This window comes from Streptomyces sp. NPDC051664 (assembly GCF_044453545.1).
GTDB lineage: Bacteria > Actinomycetota > Actinomycetes > Streptomycetales > Streptomycetaceae > Streptomyces.
On sequence record NZ_JBITCU010000027.1, the window covers coordinates 16,935 to 32,803 of the forward strand.

Below are 15,869 nucleotides of genomic sequence, written 5' to 3' on the forward strand. Positions count from 1 at the left end.
CGGAAAAGTCGAGCCCGGCCCCCCCGCCATCACCGTGACCAACGCGCCTCACGACCACGCAAGCGCTTGACCAGCCAGAACAGTGCTCTCACCCGAGATGACGACGGAGAACACAGCGTCACTGGAGACATGTACCAGATGGCTGCCGGACCTCGCCGCAGCCGTCGCCAGACGGACAGGACCCTCGGCCGTGACCGCCCAGTCAGCCCCGCCGCTCGATGCGTTGACGACGACACGAGGGCTGACCTCGGCCAAGGCCGCGTCCACACCTCCGGGATCCCGCAGGTCGAGGGTTGTGCCCGGGCGCGCTGAGCAGCACCTCCGTGGCCTCGGCGGTGAAGACGGCATCGAAGTCGTCGGTGTACTTGCTGTCGCGGTCGCGTAGCAGGAACCGTGGCCCGGCGCCCCACTCGCCGAGGTCGGCAGCGATGTTCCGGGCCTGCTGTACCGCCCACTGCGCGGTGGGGTGTGCGGTCACCCCGGTGATGGGCAGTCTCCGGGTGCCGTGCTCGATGAACGCCATCGCTCACAGACGCTTGCCCCAGGCCGTGTCGACAGGACAGAAGTCCGCGGCAAGGATCCCCTGAGCCTGTGCCGTGAGGAAGCCGCGCCAGGTGGGGCCGGAGCAGCGCGGGGCCGGGTCGACGCCTGCTGCGTGCAGGATCTCCCAGAGCGCGGAGGCCGCGATGGGATGCCCGAGTCGGGCCAGTTCGCCCTGGACGCGGCGGTGGCCCCAGCGCGGATTTTCATCAGCCAGGCGCAGCACGAGACTCTTGAGCGCGACCGCCGTCGGCGGCCGTCCGGTGCGGGAGCTGCGGGCGGAGTAGTCCCACTTCCTGACGATCAGTTTGCGGTACCAGGCCAGCAAAGTGCCGGGGGGCTGGGAAGGCGGCGGCCCAGCGGCCACGCGGTAACTGCTGAGGGCGGCGAGCCAGAATCGGCCCGCCGGCTCATGACGCACCCCGCCCTTCACATGCCTACGCAGGATGGCGTTCTCGTGCCGCAGCACCAGGAGTTCGGCATCCTTGGCGGTCTCTCGGCGCAGTAGGACGGCGGGGACGGACAACAGCGCGCGGGCAGGGTCACGATCATCGGGGCAGCACCACAAGTCCCCACCGACGAGCCTGGAGGCGGGTGCTGACCAGCAGCGATGGCTTGACGAGCCCCACAGGGGTGCCGGAGCGCCGCCACAGCAGCGTGTCACAGCGTCGCGGTCGTCTCCTCCCCGGAGGCGCTGCCCGCAATCCACTGGTCCCATCCCAGGTTGAAGTCGGCGTAGCCGTTGTCGGCCGGCGCCTTGGCACGGGGCGAGCCGGTGATGGTGACGGGGTCGCCCTGCTTCACCTGGCCGTAGAACCACTTGGCGTCCGACAAGGACAGGTGGACGCAGCCGTGCGAGCCGCGAGCACTGCCGCTGCCCGGATTCGGGTCGCCGGTCGAGTAGTGCACGTATGTGCCGGACTGGGTGAGGTGGACGTCCCAGGGCAGCGTCAGGTCGTAGTAGTTGGGGCTGCCCTTGTCGCAGCTGATACCGACGCTGCAGGAGGTCATGTGGACCTTCTCCTGCTTGTCGATGACGGCCATCGTGCCGTTCCACGTCGGATACTGGGCGCTGCCCGCATTGATCGACAGGGTGCGCACCTTCTTGCCTTTCCGGGTCACCTTCATGGTGTGGCCCGTCACCGAGACATCCGCGCGCACGTCGTCACCGATCTTGAACGTGTGCGTGTAACTGTGCACGCCGTAGCGTCCGTTGCCATTGCTGACGCCCTTCATGTCGGCGTCGATCTTCACCGTCGTACCGGAGGGCCAGTACGTCTTCGGCCGCCAGTCGGCGCGCTTGTCGCCGAACCAGTGCCAGGCCCCGGACACCGGCTGCGAGGCGCTCACCTTCATGTGCTTCTCCACCGTGGCCCGCGCCTTGGCCGCCACCGGGTTCGTGAAGATCACCGAGATCGGCATGACCACACCGACCGTGGTTCCCGTCTGTGGCGTGATCGTCTCCAGCAGCATCGGCGGACCCGCGGGCTGCGTCGGTGACGGTGACGGCGAGACACTCGCGCTCGGCTTACCAGACGGCTTTGCGTCGTCCCCGCTCGCCTTGTCGCTGCCGCCCCCGCCGCAGGCACTCGCGCCCACCACCATCACACCCGTGATGAGCGCGATCCCTATGCCACCCTTGCGCCGTCCCACGACCAGCCCCGCTCTCTCGCTCCACAGCCCTGGCGGGCCCGACTCACTGTCAGACGGCAACCGCGCGGCCTGCGGTTGCGTGCGTCGCATAAAACGTGTCTCAAGACTCGTTGCGCACCACCGTATCGGAGACGGTGAGGGGCGGGCGTCACCGGCTGCTGCACCGCAGCCGAGACCTCCGTCGACTCCGTCCTGACCGTCACCGAGACCAAGACCAGAACTGACACGACGCGCTCGGGGCCTTCCACGCGGAGGACCCCAAGTGCGTTCAGCCCTGGACAACGGACAGCCTCGAACCCTGTCCAAAACTTCGGCTCGTACCACCAGCCCGGCCCGGACGGCAGCTTCGGCACGGCCTGGGCCAGAGCCACCCGCCCCGGAAACTCCACACCCACGAGCCTGCGCCGGCGCGCCGGACTACTTCGTACATCCAGCACTCGGGGTCGGTCATTACCCGGGCCGCCATCACACTCATGACCAGGCGCATCCCGAGCTGAGGCCGCGCTCCCCGGCGCAGGCGGTGGAGGTGGTCCGGGCCCCCGAAGGCCTGCCCGCCGCACCGGTCACGGCCTCCCGCCAGAACGACCAAGACTGACGATCGGTCCGATCGCAACGATCTCTACGGCAGGCCGGCCTCGGTCGCCCGGCCGATCCGGGATGCAGACCGTGTGCCGGTCATCTCTGGTGCTCCCCCCGGTTGGCCAACTACGAATCGGCACTGACCCACGGTCTGGAACGACGAACCGCCCGGTGGCCAACTATCGGACGGAGTCACAGTATGCGGAGCGGCCGAAGCCACAGCCCGCGTAGCATCGGCGCCACGTACCCTCGGCTCCGTGCCCCGCAAACCGAAGAAGCCTCGCCGGCTGGTCGTCGACGGGCGCGTGTACCTATGGACGTTGCGCCACAGTCACCGAGTGCGGGACGACGGCCGGTCCGCGGACTGCCGCGAGACCCTCACGCTGTATCCGCAGCCGACGGGCACCGGCGGCCCGCTGCGTATCGTCTTCGCCGAGGGACCGGGCCGGTACGTCCCAGGCGGGTTCCCCATGGGCTCCGGGGACGTGGGGTACGTCCGGGGCGGCTCCCTGAACCTGCACGAACCGGGCGCCGTCCGGGCTCTGTTCGACGCGGCGTCGGCCCGCGGGTGGCAGCCGCGGGAGCGGCGGGCGGTGTCGGTCGACGGCTGGCTCCTGCTGCAGGCGGCCGCCGCGCGAGCTGGGAACGCCGACCCCACGGGCCCGTAGAAGATCGCTCCGACCTCCACTCGGAACCTGGCCGCGATCAAACTTCGGTGAGACTGGTCGAACGCCGTTGAATCGGGACACCCACAACAGCCCCCGCGGCGAGTGCGATCACCGTAGGCCTGCAGTCAGGCTGGATACCCTTGCCGTACCCGCCTGCCGCATCGTCGCTCGGCGGCTCAGTGGACAGGCGGACCGACCTCTGCTGACGATCGAGAGCGAGGGTCATCCGGGTGAGGCGTACGCGGGGTGATAGGCGGAGTGTGCTGGTGGCTACGCCTGCCCCGACACCGTCCGTCGATCCGACCACGATGCTCGAAGATGCGGCGGCGTTCAGCGCGGAATCACCCAGCTCGGCGCCCAGGTTCCGGCGTCGTCGTGGCCGGCTGCAGTGGCGGCGAGATGGGCGCGGAGGGTGGCCAGCGCTGGGTGGGGGTTGTCGCGGTGCCAGAGAAGCGAGTGCGGGTAGACGGGCGTCGGGTCGGTCACCGGGATGCGGCGCAGGCCGTGGTCGGCGGGCCAGACGAGGCGGGTGTGCTCGCCCATGAAGGTGGCCAGAGCCGGGGTGTCGGCGATGGTGTCGAGGAGCGCGTCGGAGCCGAAGTTGGGGCCGGTCGCCTCGATGGTGAGGCCGAACTCGGCGACGAGGTCGTCGTAGTAGGCGGCCCACTCGGTACCGGGGACGATGCCGGGCATCCAGATCCGGTGCCCGGCGAGCTGAGCGAGGGGCACCGACCGGGCGCCCGCCAGCGCGTGGGCGGGGCCGGTGAGGAGCTGGAGCGGCTCGTCGAGCACCCGGACGGACTCGATGTCCTCGGGAAGGGGCCGCCCGGGCACGGCTACGGCGCGGAAGGACGCGTCGATCGCACCGGACCGGATGGCGGCGACGGCCGTCTCGACGTCGAACAGCATCACCACGTCGAGGTCGATCTCGGGGTGTGCGCGGTGGAAGCCGCGCAGCAGGCCCGCCGCCGCGCCGCGCGAGGCGATCACGTCGACGCGCAGCGGACGGCGGCCGGTGCGCACGGACGCGACCGCGCGCTCGGCGACGCGCAGCAGCGCGCGCGCGTGGGGCAGGAACGCCTGCCCGTCGATGGTCAGCTCGGCGCCACGCGGGGTGCGGGTGAACAGTCGCACGCCGAGGGTGCGCTCCAGCGCGGCGATGCGCTTGGAGACGGCCTGCTGGGTGATCGCCAGCTCGGCGGCGGCCTCCTGGAACTGCCCCGCGTCGGCGGCGGCGACGAACGTCCGGACGGTGTCGAGGTCCATGTAGATACCCTATGGACACAACCGTTGGTTGTGGCCGATGGCTCTGTGGTTGTTTGATTCCTGGTTGTGGTGCTCGCTTTGATGCTTCCGAACGCGGATCGGTTGTGCAGGGTGAGTGGCGAGGGGCGTCGGGCATGAGGAGCGGGCACCGGCTGGGAGATCTGCTCGGACATCGGCTGGGGCGACGGTTCGGGTGGCTCTGGGGAGCGTACGGGACCAGCGCCCTCGGCACGTGGCTCGCCTTCGGCGCGTTCCCGCTGATCGCCATCCAGGTACTGCACGCCGGACCGGCCGAGGTCGCCGCGCTCTCGTCCGTGGGGGCTGCGGTGGGCGCGGCCGTGGCGGTGCCGCTCGGCCCGTGGGTGGAGTTCCGCCGCAAGCGGCCGGTGCTGATCTCGATGGACCTGGTGCGGTTCGCGTCGCTGCTGACGATCCCCGCCGCATTCGCGCTCGGCGTCCTCTCGTTCCTTCAGCTCCTGCTGGTCTCGGTCGTCGTCGCGGCGGCCGACATCACCTTCCGCGCCGCCTCCGGCGCGTACCTGAAGACAATGCTGCCGGCCGAGGACCTGCTCGTCGCCAACGCCCGGTTCGAGTCCACGGCCTGGACGACCACGATCATCGGACCGCCGCTGGGCGGCGCGGCGATCGGGCTCCTCGGTCCGGTGGCGACGGTGGTGGCCGACGCGGTCAGCTACCTCTTCTCGGCCCTGGGTATCCGCGCAATGGGCGGGCACGAGCCGCCGACCGTGCGCCGGGAGGCCGCGCGCATGCGGGCCGGGGACCTGCTCGACGGTTGGCGGTACATCCTCGCCGACTCGACGCTGCGTCCGCTGTTCTTCAACACCGCCTTGTTCAACGGCTTGGTGATGGCCGCCGAGCCGCTGCTGGCCGTCCTGATGCTCGGCCGACTCGGGTTCACACCGTGGCAGTACGGCCTCGCCTTCGCCGCGCCCTCGATCGGCGGGCTGCTCGGTTCGCGCCTGGCCCGGCCCCTCGTCACCCGGTTCGGGCAGCACCAGGTCCTGGTCGTGGCCGGGGCGCTGCGCGCGCTCTGGCCCGTCGGCCTGACCTTCCTGGGGCCGGGCACCGGCGGGCTGCTGCTGGTGATGGGCGTCGAGCTCGGGCTCATCTTCTGCTGCGGGGTCTTCAACCCCGTCTACACCACTTACCGCCTCGAACGCACCGCGACCGACCGGGTCACCCGCACACTGTCAGCCTGGGCGGTGACGACCAAAGCCACGACCGCACTCCTGACGGCCACCTGGGGTGTGCTGGGCGTACTGCTCGGCCCGCGCACAGCCATCGGCCTGGCCGGCGTGCTCCTGCTGGCAACCCCGCTGCTACTCCCCCACCACACGGCAGCACCTCTCTCCGAACCGACACCGAACCACACCTGACAGGCCGACACGGCCGTCACACCGCGATGGGGCTGCGCCGCCCTTCTTCGGATCGGTCTGTCCCTCGACGTACAACTCGGACATCAACACGACGGCCTCCACCGTGGCCGGTGCGGCCCGGCAAATCCCACACCCCACAACCACCATCACCAACGCCGCTAGTTCGTAGGCTCCATGCACCGCGACGTGGCCCACCTCAGCTCCGACCCCCAAGCGACCGATGAACTCGCTCAGGACACATTGAAGATGCGTGACTTTCCGGCGGCCAGGGAGCCCGCTTGCAGGCGCAGTTGGGCGCGGGCTGTGGCCCCGGATGCGGGAACAGCATCCGGCACCGTGCAGGCGCTTGAGCCCGTCGAGGGGTGACGACCACGTCGGTGACTGTGTGCGGGACCCTTGTCGGTCACGGTGAGGGGCGCTTCGGCGCACTGTCGCCATTCAGGTGATGAATGGCACCATTGCTGCTCATGACGTCCGGGCCCGCCTTCCGCCTCGCGCGTGCCGCGGTGTTCGCGGCCGTGTGTGTGGCAGCGACGGGCCTTGGTCACGCCCTGATGTTACGGACGGTGCCGGGTTGGGCAGTGGGCTATGCGTTCGCCGCCACGACCGCCGGAGCCTGGTGGGTGGCCGGACGCGGTGAGCGCAGTGCCCTACCGGTGACAGGCGCCACGGTAGTGGCGCAGTTCGCCCTGCACGGCTGGTTCAACCTTGCCCAGGCCTTCGCCACCGCCCCCACCAGTACCGGCGACATGACTTTCGGCGATCAGGCCATGGATGCGATGCCCATGAACTCCGCAGCCATGGGTGGCTGGTCCACCGGCATGGTCTTCGCCCACGCCCTCGCCGCAGTTCTGAGCGGGCTATGGCTCTGGCGCGGCGAGGCCGCGGCTTTCCAACTCGCCCGCTCCCTGGCCCTGTTCGTCTTCGCTCCCCTCCACAGGGCCTGGCGCGTCCACGTAGCCGTCAGTACACCCCCCGCCCCCGCAAGCCCCACGTCCTTCCACACCCCCTCGCGTCTGCCCCATCAGCCGGCCCTGGGCCACAGCGTCACGCGGCGGGGCCCACCGAAGTTGGCGATCTGCTCCTGACCGTCCGTCCCGCTCTGTCGCGGTGACGGGCGCAGTCCGGCGTGCCCGCACGCACCGCCTGCCCGGCGCCCTTCGGGCGCTTCGGCTGCGGCAGCCGTGTCACGCCGTACCGCCTTTGTGGCGGACCGAATCGTTGACTTCGCGGGCGCCCGCCCCCCTGCGGGCCGGGTGCCGATTGGGGATGCACGCATGTCTTCAACACAGGAACAAGCACCGAGAGACGACCGCGATGAGGCCGTGATGGCGGTGGCGGAAGACGCCGGCCCAACCGAGCCGTCACCCGCCGCGGGAGCCGACCCTTCGCAGCCAGGTCCTTCGTGGAGGGGCGTACGAGCGCTGCTCGTCCGACTGCACTTCTACGCCGGGGTATTCGTCGCCCCCTTCCTGCTCGTGGCCGCGCTGACCGGGCTGGCCTACACCTTCACGCCCCAGCTCGACCAGCTCGTCTACGGCGACCAGCTCCGGGTGGAGCAGGTCGGCACCAGGCCGCTCCCGCTCACGGAACAAATCAAAGCGGTCCGGGACGCCCACCCGGAAGGCACGCTGGCTTCGGTGATCACCCCTCCCGGCCCGCAGGACACCACACGGGTGGTGCTGTCGCTGCCGGAGCTGGGCGACAATCAGCGCACCGTCTTCGTCGACCCCTACACCGCCAAGGTCCAAGGCGAACTGACGACCTGGTACGGCTCGACGCCTCTCACCACATGGCTGGACGACCTGCACCGCAATCTGCACCTCGGCGAGACCGGCCGCCTGTACTCGGAGGTCGCCGCGAGCTGGCTCTGGGTGATCGTCGCAGGAGGGCTTGCCCTGTGGCTGGGACGCGCCCGGGGACAGCGCGCCAAGTCGGCGCGCGGAGTTCTGCTGCCCGATCACTCCGCCCGGGGCGTACGGCGTACTCGCAGCTGGCACGCGGCCACCGGCGTGTGGCTCGCTATCGGCCTGTTCTTCCTCAGCGCCACCGGACTGACCTGGTCCCACTACGCCGGCGACCACTTCGGGAAGTTGCTGGACGCAGCCAAGGGCCACGCGCCCGAGCTGGTCACCACGCTGCCTGGCGGGGCCGAAAAGAACGAGGGCAAGCACGCCGGACACGGCACGGGCCACGTCTCGGCGTCGACGGACCCCGCCGATTTCGACGCAGTCCTCGCTGTGGCCCGCGACGCCGGTCTGGGCGGCCGGGTGGAACTGACGCCGCCTGCGGACGCGGTGAGCGCCTGGAGCGTGGCTCAGGCCGATAACCGCTGGCCGGTGCACTACGACCAGGTCGCCGTCGACCCCGCCAAGGGCGAGGTCACCGCCGAGAGCCGGTGGACCGACTATCCCGCCCTGGCCAAGCTCAGCAAGCTCGGAGTCCAAGGCCACATGGGCCTCCTCTTCGGCCTCGCCAACCAGATCCTGCTGGCACTGATCGCGCTCGGCCTGATCTTCGTCATCGTGTGGGGTTACCGCATGTGGTGGCAGCGCCGCCCCATGCGTGACGACCGCACGGCGGTCTTCGGCAAGGCCCCGGCACGGGGTACGTGGCGGCAGCTGCCCCTGCCGGTGCTGACCATCGGCATCCCGGCCGTCGCCGCCCTCGGCTGGGCACTGCCCGTTCTGGGGATCACGCTGATCGGCTTCCTCGTCCTGGACGCGGCAGCCGGACTCGTCCGGCGAGGCCGCCCCGCGTAACGCCGAAGCCGGGAAGGCACCATCTGTCTCCGGCCCGGCACACACCATGCCGGGCCGGAGACAGATGCCGACCAACCGCTGGAGTACCTGGACCTGCGCGGCACCCCGGAGGTGACCGTCGCGCACCGGCGGCGGGCCGGGGTAGTGCAGCGCGGTGTCATTGGAGGCGGAGCCGGAGGAGGTGTTCCCTCTGGCCCACGCGGCGGTTGCCCGAGGCCCTCCAGTGGGACGCTGATTTGGATCGTTGGCGAGTTGCGGGGCGGGATGCGGTCATCTTCGATACGGCTCCCGCGCAGGCAGGGACTGACCGGTCGACGCCGGATCACGGCCGGAGCAGCGGCCCGCCACGACGTCAGCCCACGGGGCGCCGGTGCCTCACAGATAGACCATCCGCAGGTGCGGCGGCTGGAGCTGCGTTACAAACGACTCCTGCTCGCCGGTACCGACGGCCAACTCCTCGTCTTACCACGCCGATCGCGGCAGCCCATCCGCCGAGAAACTGGCCTAACTCGCCTGCTGGTCAAACATGAGCCGGGGTCGGCGGCCGTCATCCAGTATCCGCTGCTGCCCGAAGGCACCTCCCAGCCCGGCTACGCCATGACGACTGGGTCGATGCCCATCGTGGAGACTCGACCAGGTCCACAAGGCACGGCCGCTCGGAGCGCGCTGAGGGCTGCCTGATCATCTGGCAGCCAGCAGGGATCGAGGCCGGTCTAAGCTGCGCCTATGTGGAAAGAAGCCGCCGCTGGAGCCTCACCCGACGTCGAGTTCCGGGCACCCGTCGCCGCGACGGCGCCGGCCGAGGCGGAGCGGCGTCTGGGCCGAAGCTTGCCGGCGCAGCTGACTGCTCTGCTGATGGAGACCGACGGAATAGTCGGTGAGTACGGGACTGGCGTCGTGTGGTCCCTGGATCGGATTGTGGAGCAGAACCTGCTGTTCTGGGCCCCCGATACGTTCCCGGGCCTGTACATGCCCTTTGATCCGCTGCTGTTCTTCGGTGACAACTGCGGGGGCGACCAGTTCGCCTTCGTGTTGACGCCCGAGCGTCCGGATATCTTCGTCTGGGACCACGAGACCGACAGTCGACTGTGGGCTGCACGAGAGCTGGAGGACTACCTGCACCGCTCCCTCGCCGGTGATGGCGACTGGTGGTAGCCGAGGTGTCCGGCCAACAAGCTTGACCAGGCGGCCTCATCCCTATCAGGTCGATCACGAGGACTCCTGGACCTCGTCCAACGCACTACGTGCCCCTGTTGGCCTGCTACTGACGTTCAGTGTCGATCGGCGGGATTCACGCTCGTTGGTGTGAGCTGCTGATGTCAGGAATCCGGGCGCTCCTGACGAGTCGGCTCACCGGACTCTCGCGCCCAGGCGTAGGGCATCGGCTCGTTCACGTCCAGCACCCACGGGTCGGGGTACCTGGCGTGACATCCGGTGCACCGGGCGACGAATGTCCCGATCTCAGGGTTCGTCATGATGCTGTAGTTCGATGACGGCACCGCACGGATCACATAGTCATTGGCCGTGGTCTCCAGCGCCGGCCACCTCGGTGAGCACTCACAAGGTGCGTTCGCTGCAAATGTTTCGTCGTCGGGTGCGTGGTGGGTGCTCCCGAGCGTCTTGAAGAGCTTCCTCAGCGCCCGCACGGCGCTCCCCCTTCTGTGATCACCCGCCGTGTTGATCACGCAGGCCCCATGAGGTGAACAGGCTATCCCGAGGTCGGAGAAGCGGTTGGGCTGGAGCCGTTACGGGTCACTGGCCCACCTGGCCTTGACGGCAGCGACGACGCGCAACTGAAGTACTGGAACTGCTCGTACGACGGCGTCGCTCTCAGGGCTGAGCGCCTTCCGGTCGCAGCTGGGTCGGACCGCCAATGCACGTGGGAGCAGCTCTGGCAGGTGTGTACTCCGGGTGTTTGTCGACGGGCAGTCAGTGCTGGTTGCCCGTACGGTCGGTATGGGTGCCCTGACAGGACGGTACTGGTGGGCCCCGCGGGTCCGTCGCACGTACCGCGGGGCCCCTTCGCGTGGTTCTAGGGTGCATCAAGCAGACGGCCGGCCTGCCCAGGTGGCCTGACTGGCGCGAAACCAAGTGTTTCCCACCGCCCGCAGACCGCGACCGCGACCGCCTGAGATTCAGGGTGCGACACGTCGGGCAACCAGGATCATTCCGTGGGTCGCGAGCTCAGCGACTTCTACGACGCGTCCTGGTCGGGGGGCGTGCACGACGAGGCCGTCGCCGATGAACATGGCGACGTGTTCGGGCCGGGATGCGGTCCCGTTGGTGAAGACCAGGTCGCCCGGTTGCAGCGCTTTGACGGGTACCGCCCACCCGTCATGGAGCTGGGTGCAGGTGGTGCGGGTGATTTCGATGCCGGCCACTCCGTACGCGTGCTGCATCAGGGAAGAGCAGTCGCACCGGTCACGGGCGTTGTTGCCGTGGGGGTTGGTGCAGGTGCCGCCCCACTGGTACGGGTGCCGAGCCGGCCGAGCCGAACGGATCGCGTTGCCGGCCTGAATGGGGGCGGTGATCTGCCCTCGGGCAGTGTGCCTGAGGGGATGTCGCCGTAGTCGGTGCCGGCCCGGGTGACACAGCCGGCCCCGAATCCGGCCACCGCACCCGTCCCATCGACAGGACGGGCACGGGGCGCAGAAACCCGCCGTGCACAGGTCGCCGTCCTCACGTTGCCGAGATGGCCACCGGTTCCTCGCTCCTCGTCTCGTGCGACAGCACCGTCTCACGGAACGAGGAGACGACCGGGCGCAGGTCGATGTGGTGCCAGACGGCCCACAGATGAACGGACGCCTCTTGCCAAGGCAGTTCACGTACCACCACGGCATCCGTCACACCTCGCACCATGCTCTTCTGCACCAGAGCCAGACCGAGGCCGGAGGCGACAAGGCCCAGTGCTGTCAGGGGCTCCGGAGCGTCGAGCCGGATGTCGGGGGCAAAGCCCGAGGCAACACATGAAGCGACGAACGCGTCCCGCCATCCGGGATCGCCCTCTTCCTCGATGGCGATCCATGGCAGGCCGTCCAGGTCCTGAGCCGTGACCACGTCCTGTGCGGCCAGCGGATGGCCGGCCGGAAGGACGAGCAGCAGGGGGTCCTCCAGCAAGGGCGCTGCACGCAGCACAGGATCGTCGCGGTCCGGTGGTTCCCGTACCAGGGCGATGTCAAGGCTGCGCTGGCGCAGCCCTTCGAACTGCTCCGAGGCGGACATGTTGTACAGAGCGACGTGAATACCGGGACGCTCCTCCTGCAGGCGGCGCAGCGCACCGGGAAGCACACCCGTGTGCATGGCGTCGGGCGCGTAGCCGATGCACAGTCCTCCCTCTTCCCCGCGGCCCAGTCGGCGGCCGAGGTTCTCCAGGCGGTCGGCGTGGCGCAGGAGCGCTCTGGCCTCGCTCAGGAACACTGCGCCGTCACGGGTCAGGCGGATGCGCTGCTGGGTGCGCTCGAACAGGGTGAGGCCGAGCTTCTTCTCGAGCTGGGCGATCTGTCGGCTGAGCGGGGACTGTGAGATGTGGAGCTGTTCTGCGGCGCGGCCGACGTGTTCGGTCTCGGCCACGGCGATGAAATAGCGAAGTTGCCGCAGGTCAAGCATGTAAGACCTCAGGGGACTCAAGTGTGCCCAAGGAAGTCTTGGACAGTCTGATATCCCCATCCTAATGTCGAAGAGGAAAGAACGACGGACCGGCTGAAGGGCCGGAAATCCGGTTTCCCCTCTGTACAAGGACCTGCCATGACCATCACATCCCTCCTTCCCGACCGTATTGGTTTCGGGACTGCGCCCTTGGGCAACATGTTCCGCGCGATCCCGGATGAGGAGGCCGACGCGACTGTCCAGGCCGCGTGGGACCAGGGCATCCGCTACTTCGACACGGCCCCGTTCTACGGCGCGGGTCTGTCCGAGGAACGTCTCGGTGCTGCTCTCACCGGAAAGGACCGGGACCAGTACGTCCTGTCCACGAAGGTGGGCCGCGTGATCCTGGACGAGCTCGAGACGGGTTCTCGTGACCTTGGCGAGAAGGGCGGCCTGTTCGAGCACGGGAACCCCAACAAGATCGTGCACGAGTGGACCGCCGAGGCCACCGAGCGTTCGATCGAGGACAGCCTGAAGCGGCTGGGCGTGGACCGCCTCGACATCGTCTGGGTGCACGACATCGCCCAGGACTTCCACGGCGACCTGTGGCTGCAGAAGTTCGAGGAGGCCCGCACCGGCGCCTTCCGCGTGCTGTCCCGGCTGCGGGATGAGGGCGTCATCAAGGCGTGGGGGCTGGGTGTCAACCGCACCGAGCCCGTCGAGCTGGCCCTTGCCCTGGATGAGCCGCAGCCCGACGGGTTCCTCCTCGCCGGTCGCTACACGCTGCTGGACCACGACCACGCCCTCCAGCGGCTGCTGCCCATGGCCGCGGAGCACGGCGTCGGCATGGTCGTCGGCGGCCCCTACAGCTCCGGCATCCTGGCCGGCGGCACCCACTTCGAGTACCAGGACGCATCCCCGGAGATCGTCGAAAACGTCCGGCGCATCAAGGACATCGCCGACCGGCACGGGGTGAGCATCAAGGCCGCAGCCCTGCAGTTCGCCCTCGCCCACCCGGTCACCGCCGCCGTCATCCCGGGCGCCACCAAGCCCAGCCGCATCGCCGAAGACCTCTCCGCCCTGCACGAGAACGTCCCGGCCGACTTCTGGGCCGAACTCCGCAAGGCCGGCCTGGTCAGCCCTCAGGCGCCACTCCCGGGCAACGCCTGAGTCTTACGCGACCACCGCTCCTGAAACAAACGAGTCCTGGAGAAAGATCATGGCATCGACATCAGTGAGCCGGGTTGTACCGGCCTCCCCTGAGCGCGTGTGGCAGCTGATCGGCGGCTTCGATTCCCTGCCCGACTGGCTCCCCTACATCGCCGAGAGCACTGCTCTGGAGGGCGGCCGCGTCCGCCGGCTCGCCAACCCGGACGGAGAGGTCATCGTCGAGCGCCTCGTGGATTTCAACGAAACGGAACGTCACTACAGCTACGCCATCCTCGAAGCGCCCTTCCCGGTCGTCGGCTACATCTCCACCCTGCGCGTGCATGAAGTGCCCGGTCAGAAAGACGTAGCCGAGGCCCAGTGGTCCGGACGGTTCACCCCCCAAGGGGCAAGCGAGGACGAGGTGGTCGCCCTGTTCACCGGGATCTACCGCGACGGCCTCGATGCCCTCCACAAAACACTCAACTGAAACCGCGCCCCTAGGTCCCTCGAGGCCCAGGGGCTGCGGCCACGCCTTACCCGGCTAGCACGGCGTGTTCACTGCAGCAGGGAAGAGACCTGACCGGAGTGAAACCCCTGCATGAAGCGCTCGGAGCCACCAACCGGGTCACCCCCGCGCTCTCGCCGTCAGACGCGGCTGGGTCTGATCCGGCGTCGCGAGCGGCAACGGAGCTCTGGCCGGACGAAGGACTCGGCCAGGTTCCTTCGGACAGGTGCCAGTCGCCGATGGCACTGCGCCGTAGTTGGCGGACCTCAATCCAGCGTTCGTGGACTCCTGCGAACGCGCGCATCTCCGAGGGACTGCGCCAGGAAGTCGGCGGCGACATCCGCGTCACCACCATCTCGCCGGGCGTCACGAAATCCGAACTGGCAGATTCCATCTCCGACCCGGTGGGCCGCGAGGAGATGCGCACCTACCGCCAGGTGTCCATCCCCGCCTCCGCGGTCGCTGAAGCCTTCGCCCACGCGATCGGCCAACCGTCGGAGGTCGACGTCAGCGAGATCATCGTCAGGCCGACCGCAAGCGCAGCCTGACGCCGCCGGTGGCCAAGCCTTCCGGCGTCGCCACCGACGCCTACCGGCTCGCCTACATCGGGTACGAGCTGAAGAAACCGGCAAGGCCGGCCGACCGCCCGAGGCGCGACGGCCCGCCTCAGGGCAGCCCCGGGAGGCAGAACAGCCCGCCGGGGCCAACCCTGAGGACCTGTCACTTTCGCCAGAACAGGTGGTGCGTCACCCCACTCGGGCTGGGAACGACCTCCAGGTGGAACCGGTCGAGCAACTCATCGGGGGACTCCCAGAGTCGTACTCCGGATCCGAACTTCACCGGCGAGACCGCCACATGCATGGTGTCGACTAGGTCGGCGTCGAGAAACTGCCTGATGGTGGTAGCCCCGCCGCCGAGTCGGACGTCCTTGCCCTGCGCCGCCTCCCGGGCCTGCTCGAGGACCGTGGCAGGGTCGCCGTCGACGAAGTGGAACGTGGTGTCGGAAAGCGTGAGCGAAGGACGCTTGTGGTGGGTCAGGACGAATACCGGGGTGCGGAACGGGGGCTCGTCACCCCACCAGCCCTGCCACTCATGGTCGTTCCAGGGCCCGCGCTGGGGCCCGAACTTGTTGCGGCCCATGATCTCGGCGCCGATGTTGCGCGCGTAATCCCGCGTGAGGTAGTCGTCCAGGCCTCGGCTCCCCCCGGGTTCGGTGCGCATGGGCCAGCTCGCCGTGGCACCGGCCCAGGCGAACAGCCTCTCAGGCTCGACGTGACCGAACGGCCTCTCGAGGGACTGGTCCTCACCGGCGCCGATCCCGTCACTCGAGACGTTGAAGTTCTGGACTCTCAGTAGCTGGACCACGTGCTCCTCCTATGTTGTCGACAATGGTGGTGAGACTTGCCGGGCCGGGAAAACTCATCGCTGCGTCCGTGACCGGTCAAGAACTGGGCTGCCCGACCTGTGCGGTTTACGCGGTTGGGGCAGGCTCCTGCGGTGAGGGGCCTCCGCCCCCACGGAGCCTTTCTCCATCTGCTCGGTCATCTGGGAGGCTTGAAGGATCGGTCACGCCCGAACCGATGGACAAGCGCTGCCGCTTGAAGTGAACGATGCCACAGTCGCCCTTCCTCGCATCCTTTACACTTTCAGGCGTCGCGAGTTGATGATATTTGTCCAGAATCTGGGTGCGCTGGACCGATCAACCGACCCCACGTCCGGCAAGGACTGCGGTATGAAGATCAAATGAGTCCGTATGTTGTCTGCG

At 68.7% G+C, this 15,869-nt stretch carries 16 protein-coding genes and 1 pseudogene; 9 read left to right on the forward strand and 8 right to left on the reverse strand.

From position 1 onward, the window contains the following. Positions 1-48: 48 nt before the first annotated feature. From ACIA8E_RS32540 to ACIA8E_RS32555, 4 genes are all read right to left on the reverse strand, one after another. Positions 49-267 (reverse strand): hypothetical protein, encoded by a 219-nt coding sequence (locus ACIA8E_RS32540; protein ID WP_399303488.1) that lies wholly within the window; start codon positions 265-267, stop codon positions 49-51. Beyond that, on the reverse strand, positions 203-523 hold the full coding sequence (locus tag ACIA8E_RS32545; protein WP_399303646.1) for a hypothetical protein: 321 nt from the start codon (positions 521-523) through the stop codon (positions 203-205). The genes ACIA8E_RS32540 and ACIA8E_RS32545 overlap by 65 nt, the downstream gene beginning before the upstream one ends. A 3-nt stretch (positions 524-526) precedes the next feature. After that, entirely contained in the window at positions 527-1,066 is a 540-nt protein-coding gene (locus ACIA8E_RS32550) for a hypothetical protein (protein ID WP_399303490.1), read from the reverse strand. 134 nt (positions 1,067-1,200) lie between these two features. Next, entirely contained in the window at positions 1,201-2,145 is a 945-nt protein-coding gene (locus ACIA8E_RS32555) for an Ig-like domain-containing protein (RefSeq protein ID WP_399303632.1), read from the reverse strand. 884 nt (positions 2,146-3,029) lie between these two features. Here ACIA8E_RS32555 and ACIA8E_RS32560 point away from each other — a divergent pair. Further along, a complete protein-coding gene (locus ACIA8E_RS32560; protein WP_399303492.1) occupies positions 3,030-3,440 on the forward strand; it encodes a hypothetical protein in 411 nt (136 codons plus the stop codon). Between the two features lie 330 nt (positions 3,441-3,770). Here the strand turns inward: ACIA8E_RS32560 and ACIA8E_RS32565 are convergent, their stop codons facing one another. Beyond that, on the reverse strand, positions 3,771-4,706 hold the full coding sequence (locus ACIA8E_RS32565) for a LysR family transcriptional regulator (protein ID WP_399303494.1): 936 nt from the start codon (positions 4,704-4,706) through the stop codon (positions 3,771-3,773). A gap of 134 nt (positions 4,707-4,840) precedes the next feature. Here ACIA8E_RS32565 and ACIA8E_RS32570 point away from each other — a divergent pair, with 134 nt between their 5' ends. The 5 genes from ACIA8E_RS32570 (at position 4,841) to ACIA8E_RS32590 (ending at position 10,020) form a co-directional block, all read left to right on the forward strand. Further along, complete coding sequence (locus ACIA8E_RS32570; protein WP_399303496.1) at positions 4,841-6,103, forward strand: MFS transporter; 1,263 nt, start codon at positions 4,841-4,843, stop codon at positions 6,101-6,103. A 467-nt stretch (positions 6,104-6,570) separates the two neighbouring features. Next, positions 6,571-7,191, forward strand: a complete 621-nt coding sequence (locus ACIA8E_RS32575) for a hypothetical protein (protein ID WP_399303498.1) — start codon at positions 6,571-6,573, stop codon at positions 7,189-7,191. A 189-nt stretch (positions 7,192-7,380) separates the two neighbouring features. Continuing rightward, positions 7,381-8,865: a PepSY-associated TM helix domain-containing protein gene (locus ACIA8E_RS32580; protein ID WP_399303500.1), complete on the forward strand. Its 1,485-nt coding sequence runs from the start codon at positions 7,381-7,383 to the stop codon at positions 8,863-8,865. A gap of 264 nt (positions 8,866-9,129) precedes the next feature. Then, positions 9,130-9,546 (forward strand): hypothetical protein, encoded by a 417-nt coding sequence (locus ACIA8E_RS32585; protein ID WP_399303634.1) that lies wholly within the window; start codon positions 9,130-9,132, stop codon positions 9,544-9,546. Between the two features lie 45 nt (positions 9,547-9,591). Beyond that, on the forward strand, positions 9,592-10,020 hold the full coding sequence (locus ACIA8E_RS32590; RefSeq protein WP_399303502.1) for an SMI1/KNR4 family protein: 429 nt from the start codon (positions 9,592-9,594) through the stop codon (positions 10,018-10,020). Between the two features lie 980 nt (positions 10,021-11,000). On the opposite strand, the gene ACIA8E_RS32595 is transcribed toward ACIA8E_RS32590, so the two are convergent. Together ACIA8E_RS32595 and ACIA8E_RS32600 are read right to left on the reverse strand one after the other, a co-directional pair. Then, positions 11,001-11,606 (reverse strand): C40 family peptidase, encoded by a 606-nt coding sequence (locus tag ACIA8E_RS32595; RefSeq protein WP_399303504.1) that lies wholly within the window; start codon positions 11,604-11,606, stop codon positions 11,001-11,003. After that, positions 11,545-12,471: a LysR family transcriptional regulator gene (locus ACIA8E_RS32600; protein ID WP_399303506.1), complete on the reverse strand. Its 927-nt coding sequence runs from the start codon at positions 12,469-12,471 to the stop codon at positions 11,545-11,547. Before ACIA8E_RS32600 ends, ACIA8E_RS32595 begins: the two co-directional genes overlap by 62 nt. Positions 12,472-12,609: 138 nt before the next feature. Here ACIA8E_RS32600 and ACIA8E_RS32605 point away from each other — a divergent pair, with 138 nt between their 5' ends. The 3 genes and pseudogenes from ACIA8E_RS32605 to ACIA8E_RS32615 form a co-directional block, all read left to right on the forward strand. After that, positions 12,610-13,620 carry an aldo/keto reductase gene (locus tag ACIA8E_RS32605; RefSeq protein WP_399303508.1) on the forward strand — a complete coding sequence of 337 codons (1,011 nt, stop codon included), beginning with the start codon at positions 12,610-12,612 and terminating at the stop codon, positions 13,618-13,620. Between the two features lie 49 nt (positions 13,621-13,669). Further along, entirely contained in the window at positions 13,670-14,086 is a 417-nt protein-coding gene (locus ACIA8E_RS32610; RefSeq protein WP_399303510.1) for an SRPBCC family protein, read from the forward strand. A 320-nt stretch (positions 14,087-14,406) separates the two neighbouring features. Beyond that, positions 14,407-14,652 (forward strand): annotated as a pseudogene (locus tag ACIA8E_RS32615) (oxidoreductase); the annotation flags it as partial. A 172-nt stretch (positions 14,653-14,824) separates the two neighbouring features. Here the strand turns inward: ACIA8E_RS32615 and ACIA8E_RS32620 are convergent. Beyond that, positions 14,825-15,469, reverse strand: coding sequence for a dihydrofolate reductase family protein (locus tag ACIA8E_RS32620; protein ID WP_399303512.1), 645 nt, complete (start codon positions 15,467-15,469; stop codon positions 14,825-14,827). Between the last annotated feature and the right edge of the window lie 400 nt (positions 15,470-15,869).

Coding starts and splice junctions, on each gene's coding strand:
- ACIA8E_RS32545 (WP_399303646.1), bottom strand. CDS start 523: ATGGCGTTCATCGAGCACGGCACCCGGAGACTGCCCATCACCGGGGTG.
- ACIA8E_RS32555 (WP_399303632.1), bottom strand. CDS start 2,145: ATGGTGGTGGGCGCGAGTGCCTGCGGCGGGGGCGGCAGCGACAAGGCG.
- ACIA8E_RS32565 (WP_399303494.1), bottom strand. CDS start 4,706: ATGGACCTCGACACCGTCCGGACGTTCGTCGCCGCCGCCGACGCGGGG.
- ACIA8E_RS32570 (WP_399303496.1), top strand. CDS start 4,841: ATGAGGAGCGGGCACCGGCTGGGAGATCTGCTCGGACATCGGCTGGGG.
- ACIA8E_RS32575 (WP_399303498.1), top strand. CDS start 6,571: ATGACGTCCGGGCCCGCCTTCCGCCTCGCGCGTGCCGCGGTGTTCGCG.
- ACIA8E_RS32580 (WP_399303500.1), top strand. CDS start 7,381: ATGTCTTCAACACAGGAACAAGCACCGAGAGACGACCGCGATGAGGCC.
- ACIA8E_RS32585 (WP_399303634.1), top strand. CDS start 9,130: ATGCGGTCATCTTCGATACGGCTCCCGCGCAGGCAGGGACTGACCGGT.
- ACIA8E_RS32590 (WP_399303502.1), top strand. CDS start 9,592: ATGTGGAAAGAAGCCGCCGCTGGAGCCTCACCCGACGTCGAGTTCCGG.
- ACIA8E_RS32600 (WP_399303506.1), bottom strand. CDS start 12,471: ATGCTTGACCTGCGGCAACTTCGCTATTTCATCGCCGTGGCCGAGACC.
- ACIA8E_RS32605 (WP_399303508.1), top strand. CDS start 12,610: ATGACCATCACATCCCTCCTTCCCGACCGTATTGGTTTCGGGACTGCG.
- ACIA8E_RS32610 (WP_399303510.1), top strand. CDS start 13,670: ATGGCATCGACATCAGTGAGCCGGGTTGTACCGGCCTCCCCTGAGCGC.